Below are 15267 nucleotides of genomic sequence, written 5' to 3'. Positions count from 1 at the left end.
ATAAAGATGAAGAAACAATGGAGAGTTTTTCTTTTCGTTGTTGGTTACAATGCAAAATATAGAGTAAAAATGAGAGAGTGCTTTTGAACGTTCTACGTGTTCCCATAGCCTTGCGGTTATTTTTAACGGTTTTGCTTACCACACTGTTAATTGCAACTGCGAGTTTGAGTGTTCTGCACTGGACGATGCAAAAGAACTTTGCCAAATATGTAGCCGATGTTGAAATGCAAAAGCTAGATCGGCTTATTACTAATCTGGGAAATGTATATACCGTTTATCATGATTGGGGGAATGCGATTCAGGCGCAAATCTTACAAATTGAAGGAACGGCAGCACCAGATGATTATGACCGTCTTTCCCAGTGGTGGTTACGGCGCCAATATGATATTGCCATTCAGCAGCATTCTTTCGATGAACACACTCTCATTAATATTTCTCCAGATGCGGGAACGGTAAATAAAAACTCTATTTTTAGTGATGAAGAACTACGTACACTTGAGCAAAACTTACCTTCGGAATATCAACCATTTGAAGGTTTAAGATTCCCGCTAAGTGCAAACCAGTTTCGTCCAAGCGATGATAAAAACAAATCAAAAAAAGGAAGCCTCAAAGACATTGAGACGCAAAATGGTAAGAAGCGTTTTATTGCTTTACCAGACCGGCTGGGCTTAAGTTCTCGTTTATCTTTATATGATGCCAAACACCAGTTCGTAGTGGGTGAACCGCCGTCTTCGGATCAGATGTCTTATCGCCCGATTATGGTCAATAGTCAGGTCGTAGGTTATTTAGGTCTAAAACCAGTTTTAGATAAAGAAGATGCATTAAGTATTAATTTCTTCAGTAATCAAAAGCGCTATTTACTTTTAATTTATGCCTTAACATTACTGTCGAGTTTAGTTGCAGCACTTTTAATGGCAACTTATTTTAAAAAGCCAATTCAGCGTCTATTAAATGCAACAAATGAGTTAACAAAAGGTAATTATCAACACCAAGTTGTGATTAAACGAAATGATGAGTTAGGTGATTTATCTACTCAATTAAATCATTTAGCTGAAATTTTACATCAGCATGAAGAATCACGACGTCAATGGGTTGCAGATACCTCTCATGAATTGAAAACTCCATTGGCTGTTTTGCAAGCGCAGATTGAAGCGATGCAAGACGGTATCCGAAAGGCAACACCTGAACATCTTGATGCCATGATGCGACAAGTTTTGAGTTTAAAGAAATTGACACAAGATTTGGCAGACTTGGCTCAGGCTGATGCTCAACAACTTAAATGTTATTTGAGTTCGGTTAATCCTTGGGAAGTTATACTGCAAGAAGTCGAAAATTTCAGACCTAAACTCGAACAAGCAGGGTTAGAAATTGAGGTGGAAGGTGAAGGTGCTACTTTATTGTTAGACCGCGATCGATTTAAACAAATTATTGTTAATTTGATTGGTAATAGTATTCGCTATACCGAAACAGGTGGAAAGATTCATATTCATACAAGTCAAACGCCTCAGGAGTGGACTTTATATGTTGATGACAGTCCATTTGGTTTAAGTGATGAGCAATTATCACGTTTAGGTGAACGTTTTTATCGTGTCGATGATTCGCGTACGCGTAGTACAGGTGGAACAGGACTAGGCTTAGCTTTATCTTGTAAAATTGCGCAGGCGCTTGGTGGTACACTCAGTTTTGAACACTCACCATTAGGTGGTTTACGTTGTGTACTGACCTTTAAAAAGCAGAGTTAAATAAAAGGAAAAATGGCCCATGAAACATATTATGTTGGTTGAGGATGAAGTCGAGTTAGCGCATCTGGTGCGTGATTATCTTGAGGCTGCTGGATTCGAAGTAAGCATGTTTCATGATGGTCAGGATGCTTACACGAGCTTTCAACAACGTAAACCTAATTTAATGATTCTGGACTTAATGGTTCCAAGAATGGATGGTTTAACGATTTGCCGTAAGGTACGTGAACAGTCAGATTTACCGATTATTATGGTGACGGCACGTACCGAAGAAATTGATCGTGTCTTGGGTCTAAACATGGGGGCAGATGATTATGTGTGCAAACCTTTTAGTCCAAAAGAACTGGTTGCTCGTGTGCAGGCCGTTTTACGCCGTTTAGAACGTAAGGCTGAGCCAGAGCAAAATGATTCTTTCCGTATTGATAAAGCACAGCAAAGAATTTGGTATCAACAAAAATCTTTAAGTTTAACGCCAACAGAATTTCGCCTACTTGAGTTATTTTTAGAACATGTGGGGCAAGTTTATTCACGTGCACAATTATTAGATCATATTAATCCGGATAGCTTTGATGTTGCCGACCGAGTTATTGATAGCCATATTAAAAACTTGCGTCGAAAAATCACGGAAGTGGCCGAAACTGGTAACCGTCATGAGTGGATTCAAGCTGTTTATGGAGTAGGTTACCGCTTCGAATATCCAGAAGAATAATTGCTTAGAAAAGTTATGCTGTGGATAACCACAATGTTATCCACAGAAAATGTGGATAAAAAATTAAGAAGAACAGCTCACCGCGACATCAGGTACATCGCTTGGTAACGGACCTAAATCTTCCGGTTTTTCCAAATCTGGTTGTCTTGTATAGGGATGGTTGAGTAGCTTGAATAAGCGATCAACCTCACTAAAATCATCTCGCTCCGCTGCCTCAATAGCTCTCTGTGCCATATGGTTACGTAAGATATAAATTGGATTTACCTGCTGCATGTTTGCATCAAGCTCATCAATATCTTGATATTCACGGATGTTTTGATACTGCGTAAGGAATGCATCAAATTGTCGAATATCAAGGCAGTCATCACGTAAAGCTTTGTATTCTTTATTTTGAAGGCGAATGAAGCTTTGGGTGTAATCGAGCTGCTCCGCTTGCAGAATACGCAAAAAGCTTAAGCCGCATTCAGTACTGTCTTTATGAAAATGAGGAAGCCCCATTTTTTGACATAACCCAGTGGTGTAATGCTCAATAAAAGTCGGCTCAAATTCTTCTAGGCAAGCGGCCAGCGCTTCTTTGAACTGCTCTTTATGCTCAGGTTCGGCAAGTGGAATAAGATTATTTAACCAAGTCCATAAGTTCCAGTGCGCAATACTCGGTTGGTTTTGATAGGTGTAACGCCCTTGGTAATCGGAATGGTTGTTAATCCAATTTGGTCGGAAACGTTCCATAAAACCGTATGGACCAAAATCGAGTGTAGAACCCGTAATATTTAAGTTATCGGTATTCATCACACCATGAGCAAAACCGACCAACTGCCATTTGGCGATCATAATGGCTGTATTTCTAATCACAGCTTTAGCAAAAGCTAAAATAGGTTGCTCTTCTTGTTGGCATTCTGGATAGTGCCATTCAATACATTTTTGAGTGAACTCGGCCAATAGATCAGGTGCATATTGATTGATCCATTCAAAATGGCCTAAACGAATATGACATTCAGATGTTCTAAGTAACATTGCGCCAGGTTCTAGCTTTTCACGCTGTACACCTTGAGTGGAGCTTGTAAAACCTACTGCGTGACTAGAAGCCACCCCTAAAGCATTTAAAGCATGTCCTGCTAAATATTCACGAATAACAGAGCGTAAAACTGCTCGCCCATCTCCCATACGCGAATAGGGCGTAGGGCCTGCACCTTTTAAATGTAAATCTATGGTTTGGCCTTTTTTATTAAGAATCTGCGCAATGAGTAAGCCACGTCCGTCGCCTAGTTGACCGGCCCATTGTCCAAACTGATGGCCTGCATACACCATAGCCAAAGGCGGGAATTCCGAGAAGGTACGCTGACCACTGCAAATTTCTACCCAAGCCTGTTTTTCTTCATCTGTCCATTGTAACTCTTCGGCTAAAGCTAAATTAAAGTGTCCAGCCTTTGCACCACGAAGCGGAGAAGGTTGCTGGATATGAAAAAGCTTAGGATTGAGCGATGAATAAAGCGGATTAAATTGCATAGGCTGGACTAAATATTTGAGGCAAAATTCACTATACCATAGTTAAAAACAAGCCAAAAAAATAGCACCTGCAAAGTATGGCTCTACAGGTGCTATTTCGGGATAAAGACGTATTAGTCTGGTACGACGTTTGTGTTCTTTTTAATGTTACGCATTAAAGTTTCTAAACACTCACGGTGATGACTCAAACGATGTTCAAGCAATTGGAAATCAACTTTTAACTTATGATCCATTTTGTGAATCTTTTCAGCCATTGCTGCTTTCTTTGCTTGTAACTCTTGTTCTTTGAGTTTCGCCCAGTCATTTAAAGTATGCGTAAATGCTTCATACTCTTGAGCAATACGTTGCTTCATTTGACTAATGTCGGCATTTACATCATGACCATAAATAGCCAAGTCTTGTTCAGCATATTTAAACTTCATTGCCAATTCTGCTTTTTTAATATTAAAGCTTGGAATACGACGTAGGTTCTTTGCTAAACCAATCTTAGAGCATGTCCAGATTAGCCATTTTGTTGGATCATATTGCCACCATTTCACACCATTACGATAGTCGTACTGAAAAATATGGTGATAGTTGTGGTAACCCTCGCCCCAAGTTGCAATCGCTAACCAGAAGTTATCACGTGCTGAGTTTTCATCGGTATAAGGACGTTTACCGAACATGTGGCAAAGTGAGTTGATGAAGAATGTAACTTGATGACTAATGATTAAACGTAATAGACCACCAAGAAGTACAACACCCCATAAATCGCCAGTTGCCCAGCCAACCAAACCTAAAATACCAACGTGAACTGCTACGACCATCAAGGCGTAGTATTTATGTTGGAACATCACCAGTTTGTCATTGAGTAAGTCTGGTGCATTTTTAAAATCTGGTTCAGATGGAGAATGATCGCGGATCATCCAGCCCATATGGGCATACCAAAAGCCACGTTCAATTGAATATGGATCTTCATCTACATCGTCGACATGACGGTGATGGGTACGGTGACCAGATGCCCAAAACAGAATACTGTTTTGTACAGCAAATGTGCCGCCAATCATTAAAAGAATTTTAAGTGGTAACGACGCTTCATAAGCACGGTGTGCCCAAAGACGATGGTAACCAGCAGTAATCCCCATGCTACTTAAAGCTAAAAGAAAAAATAAGCTTACCCATGCGCTTACACTAAAATCATAATAATACGCATAAATCGGGATTATGATTGCAGCAAGAATTGGTAAACCAATTAAGGTAATGCTAGCGGTCCAGTTAATTGGGGCCTTGAGTGGGGCGGAAGTCATATCCGGCAGCGCTCCTAGAAACCTTGTCATACAAGGTAAAAAGACAAATCGACATAGCAAAACCAATCTTCAAGATATATTGCTATTTTGCACATCATATTAGCACGTGCTTAGTGAGAATCACTAGCATTATTGTACAGATGTATTGAAAGAACCGTAACAGAATTAAACCATGCCTGACAACATTTCAGATAGGAGAAGTTGTGTAATGAAAATACAGCGATTGAGAAAAAAGAATAGCATTGATATTGCAAGGAAATTGCCATTGAAATGTCTTTTCATCGCAATCAGCCTTGTATTGGCAGCATGTCAAAGCACGCCGCAACCAAATAATCACAAAGGCCAAGTAAAACCAACACATCGTGTACAAACGCCAGTTGTGAAAAAGAAAGTGAGTCCAGATGGTGTTCAAGATATAGATTGGCAAATTACCCAGATAAATGGTCATAAGGCAAAATTCTTTAACCAGTGGCCGACTCTTTCATTGAACTCTACAGTCAAAACAGTAACTGGTCATACAGGATGTAATCGTGTTTTTGGGCGATACACTTTTGATTTCAGCCAAAAGAAACTTGATATGGAAGTTAACGCAGGTCATTCGAGTTGTGATGGCGCGTTGGCTCAAGAAGCAGAATTGGTCGATTCTTTACAACGTATTAAACGCTTCCAGTTAGTAGGTAATACCTTATATCTACTTGATCAAAGCGGTCAGCGTTTGATTCAGGCCGAGAAAAAATAAAAGGTGGTCAGTACCACCTTTTTTATATTTGAAGAGTTTCAAGCATTGTGGTTGGAATATCTGTAATTAAGCCCTGAATATCTAAATCCCGTAGTCTTTTTGCTCTTTCTACATCGTTCACTGTCCAGACACTAATGTTCAGACCAGCTTGATGCGACAATTGAATCATTTCATCTGTTGCAAGTTGATCATGCCAGCCAATATGACAGCACCCATATTGATGAGCAAGTTCAATCGCCGTTGCTCCAACCGGAAGTTCAACTAATAATCCGCGTTTAAATTGAGAGTTGATATCACGTAAAGCGGTTAGAATTTGAAGATCAAAACTTGTGATGGTCACGACTTTCTCGAAACCTTGTAACTCAGTCTCAAGCTTTTGAATTAACTTTTCTGCTAATGCCATATCTCTTACAGCTTTAACTTCAACTTCAATATGATCAAAGTTATCAAGTAAATTTAAAACGCCTGTAAGAGTAGGGGTTGGTTCAGAGGTTGGCCAGTTAGGCCAATTTTGACGATGATCAAATGATAATGCTTGAGCCAATGTTGATTGCTCTACAATTTGGTCGGCACCTGCCGTGCGCAAAAAATTATCATCATGAATAACGACCAACTCTTGATCTTGCAGCTGACGAATATCAAATTCGACACCACGAATACCTAAATTTTTAATGTGCTGAAAACCGCCTAATGTATTTTCAGGAGCTTCTTGGCGTGCACCACGATGACCAATAATGCGCATAGATTTCTATTGTCCGTTCTTTTTGATAATGATCTCTTTAAAAGTAGAGATCATTCTTAACTTAATCTATTTTTAAATCATCTCATTAATATTTTTTTGCCAAAGGACTTCTTGTCCACCTTCAGCACGCTGTAAAGCACGCGATGCGACAAATAACCAGTCAGATAGACGATTTAAAAGTTGAAGGGCAGTGGCTTGAATATTTTGATCGCGAGTTTGTACTGACATGAGTGATCGCTCTGCACGACGACAAACGGCACGGGCTTGATGGGCATAACTGCAAGATAAAGAACCAGATGGCAGAATAAATTCTTTTAGCATAGGCAAATCTTCATTCATACGGTCAATTTCTTTTTCAAGAAATTCAATACAAACGGGCTGAAGCAAATTGTAATTTGGAATACAAACTTCGCCGCCTAAGTCAAAAAGCCAGTGTTGAATCAGACTCAAGCTTTTGTCCCAATCAGCTTTATTAGCCACTTGGCTATCTGTGATTTGAGCACGAAGTACCCCAATAATGGCGTTTAGTTCATCAACATCACCAAGTGCCGCAATTCTTAGATCATCTTTAGCAACACGAGAGCCATCGCCTAAACCTGTGGTACCTGAATCGCCTGTGCGTGTATAGATTTTGCTTAAACGGTGTCCCATGATAGATATCCTGAACATAAAAAAGGGGATAATGTCGGTCAGAACATTACCCCGAAACTGGAGTTAAGAAAATATTTTTATAATCAGATTGAGAAATTAATAACGGAAAGTTACACCAACAGAAGCTTGGCGGCCACCGTTGATATACCAGTATTCCGGAGAGAATGAAGATTGAGCATTATATGCAGTGTTATAACGTACATCACCAATATTCTGGATGTTCGTAAATAACTTTATATTTGGATTCATATTCCAAAAAGCATTTAAATCAACAGTTGCATAGCCTGGAACTTTAACTGAGTTTTCAATATTTTGTGCGTTTGCTTTAGAGCGAGAGACTAGAGAAGCATTCACCCCATAAATACCATCATCATAGCCTGCAGTTAAAGTATATGTTTGACGGGGACGATAAGGGACATCTATGTCTTTATCTTTATCTCTAGCTTCTACATAAGCGTATTCAGCATTAACAAAGATATTATCCTTAGACCACTTTAGACCTATTTCACCACCTTTCATATCAGCTTTATTTAAGTTGATATATGTTGTTCTACCATTTATAGCACCATAACTAATTAAATTTTTAACATCTGTATAGTAGCCAGAAAGATAGGCAGAAATACCATAATTAAATTTCTGATCTATACCAATTTCATATGACTTGCTTTCTTCAGGTTTTAGATCAGGGTTACTATAAAAATCATAGCCATAAGAGCCATATAGATGTTCAAGGGTTGGTGCTTTGAATGCAGTACCAATGTTAGTGTAGATACTTGTTAGAGGAGAGATTTGATAACGAATTGCAGCTTGTCCAACTGTATGTGTACCAAACCAATCATTATCTTCAACTCGGACACCAACCTGAGTATGAATACCATTATCGTTATATTGATGTTGTAAATAATAACCTGTAGAGCTGATATCTCTTACAGCTTCAGGAGATGAGCTAGCATCATATTTTGATCGATTGTATGTAACACCCGCTAAAATATTCTGATTTGGTACAAAATTCCATTTGGCATTTATGTCCCCTTCATCAGAGGTTGTATTAAAGTGGCTTTGATAAATTATTTGTTCGATTTTATCAAGATAGTGAGAATAACGTGCATTTAAGACTAAATCAGAAGAAGCCTTATAACTAGCCAGCCAATTTACTAGACGATTTTCAAAATTACGTTTTGCATTGTTCGTTGAATAGTTCGTAGTATAGTTATTCGTACCTTGATTTTGGTCAATTGCTAAGCTTGTGTTAATTACATCATTACTATAACCAATTTTTGCATTATATCCTTTTTGGTCAAATGCTGCTTTTTCACTTCTATCTTGTATATTGATAATACTAGTACCATCAGTTTCCATCCGTTGACCACCGATACTTGCATAAAAACCACTGTCATCTACATAATCGGCATTTACAAGTGTTTTATAAGTACGGTTTTCACCATACACACCTGTTAAACTTGCTCCAGATTTTGTTGGATTATTGGAAATTAATTGTACTACGCCACTAATAGCATCTGAACCATATTGAACAGATGCTGGGCCTTTTAAAATTTCGATTTGGTCTACATCTGATAGGTTAATAAATTCAGGTGAAACAGGGCCTAAGCCATTTTGAGTATTTAAGCGAGCGCCATTTTTTAATAATAATGTTGAGCCCGTTTGTCCACCGCGTAAAGATAGGTCTGTGAGCTGACCAACGCCACCAGATTGTTTTATATAAATAGATGCATCTTTTTGTAATACATCAGATAAATTTAAAACAGGATTTTTTTCAATTTCTTCTTTAGAAATTACAGAAATACGCGCTGGAACTTCACTTGCTTTTTCAGCACTTTTTGAAGCAGTGATAACAATTGGGTCAAGCTGAGTTGCATCTGTTGCATCTTCAGCAAAAATAACAGGTGAACACCCCATCGCAATAGCGATAGCCCCTACCAGACGAGTAGGTTGAAAAGATTTAGACATAACATGCTCCATACATTCACCCCACGTGAATGATCGGGTAGATAGATGAAACAAGTAGGTCTCCGGACTTCAGCGCCATAATTCATTTATGGACATATTCACCTTCCCACACTACTGCAGTGGTGTAAGTCGATTTCGACTTAAAAAATATGCTTTACATTGTTACCGTTGCGGGGGCAGTGCCGGACTTTCACCAGCTTCCCTAAAGCATGAATTGCTTACACTTGCTTCCATTTGAACGCAGTATAAAGTGCCGAATTACTTCGTACAATGTCATTTAAAGCAATTCCCTGAGAACTTTTACGCAAGGGGCAAAAATTGCATTACAATGGCGCTTATTTTAAGAAATGGTTGTAGTTTAAGCAGCTCATGAGCCAATCAAACCAAAAACGTACACGAGCAAAAATCTGTGGAATTACTCGCAAGCAAGATGTTCAGGCAGTAGTTGCAGCGGGAGCAGATGCGATAGGCTTTGTTTTTTTTCCGCCGAGTCCAAGAAATGTAACAGTTGAACAGGCAGAAGAATTAGCAAAACTCGTTCCGCCTTATGTACAAATGGTGGGTTTGTTTGTAAACGCGAGTGTTACTGAAATTCAGGATATACTTGATTGTGTTCCCCTAGATGTATTACAACTACATGGCGATGAAACTCCAGAACAATGTCAGGAAATAGCGCGTCATTGTAAACGTCGCTGGTATAAAGCGATTCAGGTTAAACCTGATCTGGATGTAATTGCTGAAATTCAAAAATATCAGGCAGCTGGTGCCAGTGCTGTATTGCTCGATGCGTGGCATCCTGAGCTTAAAGGGGGCACAGGACATCAGTTTGACTGGTCTAAATTCCCGAAACTTGATATTCCATTAATCTTGGCAGGTGGTTTAACCCCTGACAATGTCATTGACGCTATTCATACTACCGGTGCTTTTGCAGTAGATGTGAGCGGAGGCGTAGAGTCCGCAAAAGGTATAAAAGACCAACAACTCATTGAACGATTTATGCAAGGAGTCCAACGTGGATCAGCAAAATAATGTGATTGACTATACCCAATTCCCAGATGCAAATGGGCATTTCGGTATCCATGGCGGACGTTTTGTGTCAGAAACTTTAATGGCGGCATTAGAAGATTTGGAAAATCTCTATTCCCGCATGAAAAATGATGAACAGTTTTTGGCAGAATTCGACCGTGACCTCGCCTACTATGTAGGTCGTCCTAGTCCACTTTATTATGCTGAGCGATGGTCAAAAGAGTTAGGTGGTGCGCAAATTTACCTTAAACGTGAAGACTTGAACCATACAGGCTCACACAAGGTAAACAACACGATTGGTCAGGCGTTATTGGCAAAGCTTTCTGGTAAAAAACGTATTATTGCCGAAACTGGTGCAGGGCAGCATGGTGTAGCAACAGCAACAATTGCAGCACGTTTAGGTCTTGAATGTGTTGTTTATATGGGTGCTGAAGACGTTAAGCGTCAAGCGATGAACGTTTACCGTATGCGTTTGTTGGGTGCAACAGTTGTACCTGTGCAAAGTGGCTCTAAAACATTAAAAGATGCCATGAACGAAGCGATGCGTGACTGGGTAACCAACGTTGATACAACATATTATGTGATTGGTACAGTTGCAGGCCCGCATCCTTATCCTCAACTTGTTCGTGACTTCCAGTCAATTATTGGTCGTGAAGCGCGTAAACAGATTTTGGAGCAAGCGGGTCGCTTACCAGATGCATTAGTTGCCTGTGTTGGTGGCGGTTCAAATGCAATGGGCTTGTTCTATCCGTTCTTAAATGATGCCAGTGTAAAAATGTATGGTGTTGAAGCCGCTGGTTTTGGTATTGAAACTGGTAAACACTCTGCGCCGTTAAATGCGGGCCATGTGGGTGTATTACATGGTAACCGTACTTATTTAATGAGTGATGAACAGGGCCAGATTATTGAGACACACAGTATCTCGGCGGGCCTTGATTATCCGGGTGTTGGCCCTGAACATAGCTTCTTGAAAGATATGAAGCGTGTAGAGTACGTTCCAATTAACGATACAGAGGCTCTTCAAGGTTTCCGTGACTTAACCAAAATCGTAGGGATTATTCCTGCGCTTGAAAGCTCGCACGCGATGGCGTATGTCTCTAAGCTTGCACCGACGATGTCTAAAGATCAGATTATTATTGCGACTGTTTCAGGCCGTGGCGATAAAGACTTAATGACAGTTGCACGCATTGATGGCGTAGAAATGGTCGAGATGTAAGAGGATACAATGCCAAGCTTGTTTATGGTGATGTTGGGCGGGCGTCATGCACGTGCTAATACAGAAGTTCATGATGTGGTCATGGCTGTAGGAGATACTTTGGAAGAAGTTTATCCTCAACTTAAACAAGCTTGGTTTGGTGAGGCTCAAGGATTACATATTGATGCTTGGGCTAAGCTCTCAGGAGTTAGTTCTCAAGGACAGAACTATCAAATTCATTTTACAGATGCTGCTCCACAACCAGATGATTTAAAGTTATATTTAATTAATCTAGGTGGATATAATGCACGTGAATTCGGTGAACTTCATCGTTATGAGTTTGTGGTGGCACCGAATGTGGTAGTTGCCAAACAATTAGGTAAACAATTTATAGATCGGCAGTGGCAAAAAGCACATACAGACCGGGTCATTGATATTGATGACTGTTTAGCGATAGATTGCGTGGCAGGCCGTTATATTCATTTAATAAAAGGCGATTTTGCTGCAACAATTTGGGAAAATACATATTTGACTGTGGGATAGGTCATTTGAAATCTAATATTCATATGGAAGTGGGTAAATGGATTTAATTCAAGAAAATGGACAGCCTCGTTATGGGCGTTTTGAATCTGTACCGTCCACCATTCATGTCCAACGTTATATTTATAAAACTCCTTATGGCAAAGTCCTAAAAGGCTGGCGCAAACAATTAAAATATAAGAAATTTAAATTTTGTGGCATTCAACATAAACATTATAGTATTGGTTTGGCAATTGCAGATATTGGCTGGGTCGGACACGGTTTTTTCTATATCTATGACCATGAAACAGGGCAAGTCATTGAGTGGAATGCTATTCAGCCGTTAGGTCACAAGACGTATCTTGATGAACAGCCTTTGTTTAATCAAAGTTATTTTTCTAAATCGCCTTATCAGTTTGATATTCAGCATGCCAATGGTGTGCGATACATTCGGGTAACTAAATATGGGGAAATTTGTCTGAGCGCCCGTATTTTCTGCGCCGGAACAGATATTTTAAGCTTGTGTACACCAACAGGTATCAATGGTTGGACCTATACCCAAAAGCAGACCACTTTGGCTGTAGAGGGAATGTTCATTAATAAGCAAAATCAAGTTGTACAATTTGATGAAAAGACATTTGCTTCACTTGATGATACTTGCGGATTTTTACGTCCTGAAACAGCTTGGTTCTGGCTCTCATGTAACTTCTGGGATGAACAGGGGCGTCGTATTGGGTTAAATTTGGCCTCTGGTGTTAATGAAAGCTTTGGTAATGAAAACTGCCTATGGATTAACGGAGTTTTATTTCCGCTCACAGACGTTTTATTTGAAAAAGTAAATGATGAACTTTGGCAAATTAGTTCTCTAGATCAAAAACTTAATCTACAAGTGCATATTGGGTGGTGCCGATATGAAAATATAAACTTAAGAATGATTGGCAGTCAGTTCAATCAATGGCAAGCTAAAATTAGCGGCACGATTGAGCATGAGACAACCGATATAATCAATTGCAAAGAACAATACGGTTTACTAGAACAACATTATGCAAAATGGTAACAAGCAGGTTATAAACCTGCTTGCCAAAATGCTTCACCCGCTGCAATAGGGTCATTTGTCTTTTCGAGTGTTTCAATCCAAACAGGATACTGACGAATAACAGGATGCTGGCTTGGATGAAAATCTTTTTTAAACCAATCCATATATTGTTTTTTCATAGCTGTTAATGTGCCATTTTTGCCAAAGAACCAAGGTAAACCTTTAAGGTTCATCAAAAGTCTTTCTCTTGGACTGAAGCCATCACATTTCAACATGATGTTGGTGCGATAGAGTGTAAAGCCAAACATCAGTACGGTCGTAAGAACCAAGACAAAACGACGAGTCGACTCAGGAACTTCACCCACCTGTTTCATGACATCAAAAGCTACATCGCGGTGTTCCATCTCTTCAATCGCATGCCATGCAAACAAAGCTCGAACATAAGGATGAGCGTTTTCTAAAGTTTTTTTATGGCTATAAAAGGTTTCTGCCATTAACGCTGTTAAATGTTCAGCGGCAGCGGTCATGGCAATATTATATTGTGGTGAACGTTTTGTTAGTTCAAAGCGGAAAATCTTTTTAAGGGTGGTTGTGAACTGGTCAACAGGCATGCCTTGCTCTTTCATGAGCTGATTCATTTTGTCATGTGCAATACCGTGTTGAGCTTCTTGTTTAATAAAATCCGCAACTCGTTTTTGTAGTTCAGGGTCATCAATTTTATCGCGGAACATACGCACACATTCAATGAAGTAACGCTCTCCATCTGGAAAGGTTAAGCTGAGTGCATCAAACATACGAGTTAAAAAAGGGTCATTGTTAAACCAAAAGCGAGGTGCTTCGTTTAAATGAAAATCGAGATCTTTACGAACTACTGGTTCGACCTGATAAGAAACATGTGCGTTCATCTTTTATTTCTCGCAACTATAACCTTTTCATTAGTATGTCGCGATTGATCGGCTTTGTTTTGACAGTTATCGCCAATTTTTATACAGTTTGCGACAAAATGGCAGTAAAAAGGACGCGCCATGCAAGAATTTACTATCTCAAATGGTTACTTCTACCTTTGGAATACGTATTTAAAAGAAAAAGGAATAGATTGGCAGACACTTAATTTAAGTGAAATTCAAACACGCCAAGTCCAAAATATTTTATCTGCTTCTATAGATGCTCAATCTTCTTTAGACCTTTTTATTGAACTTTTAGAGATAACTGAAACGCGATTACATGTGACTAATTTGGCTTTAGAGATGGCAGCCTGTATTACCCCTGCCAACTTTGGGGTCTTGGGTTATATGGCGTCCAGAAGTGATACCTTAGGTCAAGTGGTGGAGTATATTGCAAAGTTTCATCGTTTGGTCATTGATGGTGCACAGGTTGTCCCTATACAAATTGAACAGGATGCCTCCAAAATTCGCCTATATTGGCCTTTGGTCGACGACAGTAATATTCTACTAAGTGAGCTGACCTTGGCTGCAATGGTACAGCTTGCTAAACAGATTGCCCCTGTACATGAGTTTCTTTTACAGCATGTAGAGTTCGTACACCGAGCACGTGGGGCAGTAGTTCACTATCAACGTTTCTTTCAGTGCAAATTGTCATTTGAGCGGCCTTACTATGCATTAACTTTTGCAAGTGAAAGTTTAAATGTTCGCCCTCAACATGCAGACCCAACTTTAGTGCAACTTTTGGTGAAACAAGCTGAAGAAGCTTTGGTTCAGCGGAAAATACATGCCGATTTAGTTCAGCAAATACATTGGATCGTACAGGAATACTTTAAGCATAAGCAGCAAGCGCCCAAAATAGAAGATATTGCCATCGAGCTGAATGTTTCTGTTAGAAGCTTGCAGCGCCAATTACAGGCATTAAACACTTCATTTAAATTAATTTTAGATGCTGAGCGTATGAAACGTTGCGAGATATTGTTAAGTCAAAATGAAAGTCTGACTGCAATTGCCGACCAGTTGGGTTATTCGGATCAGTCTGCACTAGCAAGAGCATATAAAAATTTAACAGGGCAAACATTATTAACTCGAAAAAAGCAATTACAGCTCATCCAGAAAAATGCAACGAAATAGAATTTTGGATGCTTTTTTGCTCAATTTGTAAATCAATAATGGCCCAAAAATAGGAAGCTTTGATCATTGAGAAAAG

Annotated in this window: 14 protein-coding genes and 1 riboswitch; of the genes, 8 read left to right on the top strand and 6 right to left on the bottom strand. The window is 39.5% G+C overall.

All coding sequences use genetic code 11. The features are described from left to right. Positions 1 to 83 precede the first annotated feature (83 nt). Together baeS and EGS71_RS09705 are read left to right on the top strand one after the other, a co-directional pair. Entirely contained in the window at positions 84 to 1742 is a 1659-nt protein-coding gene (gene baeS / locus EGS71_RS09710) for a sensor histidine kinase efflux regulator BaeS (protein ID WP_031946322.1), read from the top strand. Between the two features lie 19 nt (positions 1743 to 1761). Further along, positions 1762 to 2448: a response regulator gene (locus EGS71_RS09705; protein ID WP_000680577.1), complete on the top strand. Its 687-nt coding sequence runs from the start codon at positions 1762 to 1764 to the stop codon at positions 2446 to 2448. 63 nt (positions 2449 to 2511) lie between these two features. On the opposite strand, the gene EGS71_RS09700 is transcribed toward EGS71_RS09705, so the two are convergent. Together EGS71_RS09700 and EGS71_RS09695 are read right to left on the bottom strand one after the other, a co-directional pair. Continuing rightward, positions 2512 to 3954 (bottom strand): protein adenylyltransferase SelO, encoded by a 1443-nt coding sequence (locus EGS71_RS09700; protein WP_001160204.1) that lies wholly within the window; start codon positions 3952 to 3954, stop codon positions 2512 to 2514. 113 nt (positions 3955 to 4067) lie between these two features. Further along, complete coding sequence (locus EGS71_RS09695) at positions 4068 to 5240, bottom strand: acyl-CoA desaturase (RefSeq protein ID WP_000199593.1); 1173 nt, start codon at positions 5238 to 5240, stop codon at positions 4068 to 4070. A 208-nt stretch (positions 5241 to 5448) separates the two neighbouring features. Between EGS71_RS09695 and EGS71_RS09690 the strand changes: the two genes are divergently transcribed. Beyond that, positions 5449 to 5979 (top strand): META domain-containing protein, encoded by a 531-nt coding sequence (locus EGS71_RS09690; protein ID WP_000701693.1) that lies wholly within the window; start codon positions 5449 to 5451, stop codon positions 5977 to 5979. A gap of 22 nt (positions 5980 to 6001) precedes the next feature. On the opposite strand, the gene EGS71_RS09685 is transcribed toward EGS71_RS09690, so the two are convergent. The 3 genes from EGS71_RS09685 to EGS71_RS09675 form a co-directional block, all read right to left on the bottom strand. Further along, positions 6002 to 6721: a glycerophosphodiester phosphodiesterase gene (locus EGS71_RS09685; protein WP_001220098.1), complete on the bottom strand. Its 720-nt coding sequence runs from the start codon at positions 6719 to 6721 to the stop codon at positions 6002 to 6004. 72 nt (positions 6722 to 6793) lie between these two features. Further along, positions 6794 to 7372, bottom strand: a complete 579-nt coding sequence (locus EGS71_RS09680; RefSeq protein WP_000509981.1) for a cob(I)yrinic acid a,c-diamide adenosyltransferase — start codon at positions 7370 to 7372, stop codon at positions 6794 to 6796. Between the two features lie 96 nt (positions 7373 to 7468). Further along, a complete protein-coding gene (locus EGS71_RS09675; RefSeq protein ID WP_000045373.1) occupies positions 7469 to 9340 on the bottom strand; it encodes a TonB-dependent receptor plug domain-containing protein in 1872 nt (623 codons plus the stop codon). A 35-nt stretch (positions 9341 to 9375) separates the two neighbouring features. After that, a riboswitch (cobalamin riboswitch) is annotated at positions 9376 to 9583 on the bottom strand. A gap of 126 nt (positions 9584 to 9709) precedes the next feature. Here EGS71_RS09675 and EGS71_RS09670 point away from each other — a divergent pair. The 4 genes from EGS71_RS09670 to EGS71_RS09655 are packed head-to-tail and all read left to right on the top strand — an operon-like array spanning position 9710 to position 13137. After that, entirely contained in the window at positions 9710 to 10369 is a 660-nt protein-coding gene (locus EGS71_RS09670) for a phosphoribosylanthranilate isomerase (RefSeq protein ID WP_000083551.1), read from the top strand. Further along, positions 10353 to 11582 carry a tryptophan synthase subunit beta gene (trpB, locus tag EGS71_RS09665; RefSeq protein ID WP_000372738.1) on the top strand — a complete coding sequence of 410 codons (1230 nt, stop codon included), beginning with the start codon at positions 10353 to 10355 and terminating at the stop codon, positions 11580 to 11582. The genes EGS71_RS09670 and trpB overlap by 17 nt, the downstream gene beginning before the upstream one ends. 9 nt (positions 11583 to 11591) lie before the next feature. Further along, entirely contained in the window at positions 11592 to 12104 is a 513-nt protein-coding gene (locus EGS71_RS09660; protein ID WP_001139541.1) for a DUF1543 domain-containing protein, read from the top strand. Positions 12105 to 12141: 37 nt separating this feature from the next. Continuing rightward, positions 12142 to 13137: a DUF2804 domain-containing protein gene (locus EGS71_RS09655; RefSeq protein ID WP_000364279.1), complete on the top strand. Its 996-nt coding sequence runs from the start codon at positions 12142 to 12144 to the stop codon at positions 13135 to 13137. An 8-nt stretch (positions 13138 to 13145) separates the two neighbouring features. On the opposite strand, the gene EGS71_RS09650 is transcribed toward EGS71_RS09655, so the two are convergent. After that, the gene (locus EGS71_RS09650) at positions 13146 to 14021 is read right to left on the bottom strand and encodes a metal-dependent hydrolase (protein ID WP_000991228.1); all 876 of its coding nucleotides are present in this window, start codon (positions 14019 to 14021) and stop codon (positions 13146 to 13148) included. A 120-nt stretch (positions 14022 to 14141) separates the two neighbouring features. Here EGS71_RS09650 and EGS71_RS09645 point away from each other — a divergent pair, with 120 nt between their 5' ends. After that, on the top strand, positions 14142 to 15191 hold the full coding sequence (locus EGS71_RS09645) for an AraC family transcriptional regulator (protein WP_001155165.1): 1050 nt from the start codon (positions 14142 to 14144) through the stop codon (positions 15189 to 15191). Positions 15192 to 15267: the final 76 nt, after the last annotated feature.

The organism is Acinetobacter sp. FDAARGOS_559 (genome assembly GCF_003940475.1).
Classification (GTDB): Bacteria; Pseudomonadota; Gammaproteobacteria; order Pseudomonadales; family Moraxellaceae; genus Acinetobacter; species Acinetobacter baumannii.
This window is presented reverse-complemented; position numbering and strand designations above follow the sequence as displayed.

Coding starts and splice junctions, on each gene's coding strand:
- EGS71_RS09705 (WP_000680577.1), top strand. CDS start 1,762: ATGAAACATATTATGTTGGTTGAGGATGAAGTCGAGTTAGCGCATCTG.
- EGS71_RS09700 (WP_001160204.1), bottom strand. CDS start 3,954: ATGCAATTTAATCCGCTTTATTCATCGCTCAATCCTAAGCTTTTTCAT.
- EGS71_RS09695 (WP_000199593.1), bottom strand. CDS start 5,240: ATGACTTCCGCCCCACTCAAGGCCCCAATTAACTGGACCGCTAGCATT.
- EGS71_RS09690 (WP_000701693.1), top strand. CDS start 5,449: ATGAAAATACAGCGATTGAGAAAAAAGAATAGCATTGATATTGCAAGG.
- EGS71_RS09685 (WP_001220098.1), bottom strand. CDS start 6,721: ATGCGCATTATTGGTCATCGTGGTGCACGCCAAGAAGCTCCTGAAAAT.
- EGS71_RS09680 (WP_000509981.1), bottom strand. CDS start 7,372: ATGGGACACCGTTTAAGCAAAATCTATACACGCACAGGCGATTCAGGT.
- EGS71_RS09675 (WP_000045373.1), bottom strand. CDS start 9,340: ATGTCTAAATCTTTTCAACCTACTCGTCTGGTAGGGGCTATCGCTATT.
- EGS71_RS09670 (WP_000083551.1), top strand. CDS start 9,710: ATGAGCCAATCAAACCAAAAACGTACACGAGCAAAAATCTGTGGAATT.
- EGS71_RS09660 (WP_001139541.1), top strand. CDS start 11,592: ATGCCAAGCTTGTTTATGGTGATGTTGGGCGGGCGTCATGCACGTGCT.
- EGS71_RS09655 (WP_000364279.1), top strand. CDS start 12,142: ATGGATTTAATTCAAGAAAATGGACAGCCTCGTTATGGGCGTTTTGAA.
- EGS71_RS09650 (WP_000991228.1), bottom strand. CDS start 14,021: ATGAACGCACATGTTTCTTATCAGGTCGAACCAGTAGTTCGTAAAGAT.
- EGS71_RS09645 (WP_001155165.1), top strand. CDS start 14,142: ATGCAAGAATTTACTATCTCAAATGGTTACTTCTACCTTTGGAATACG.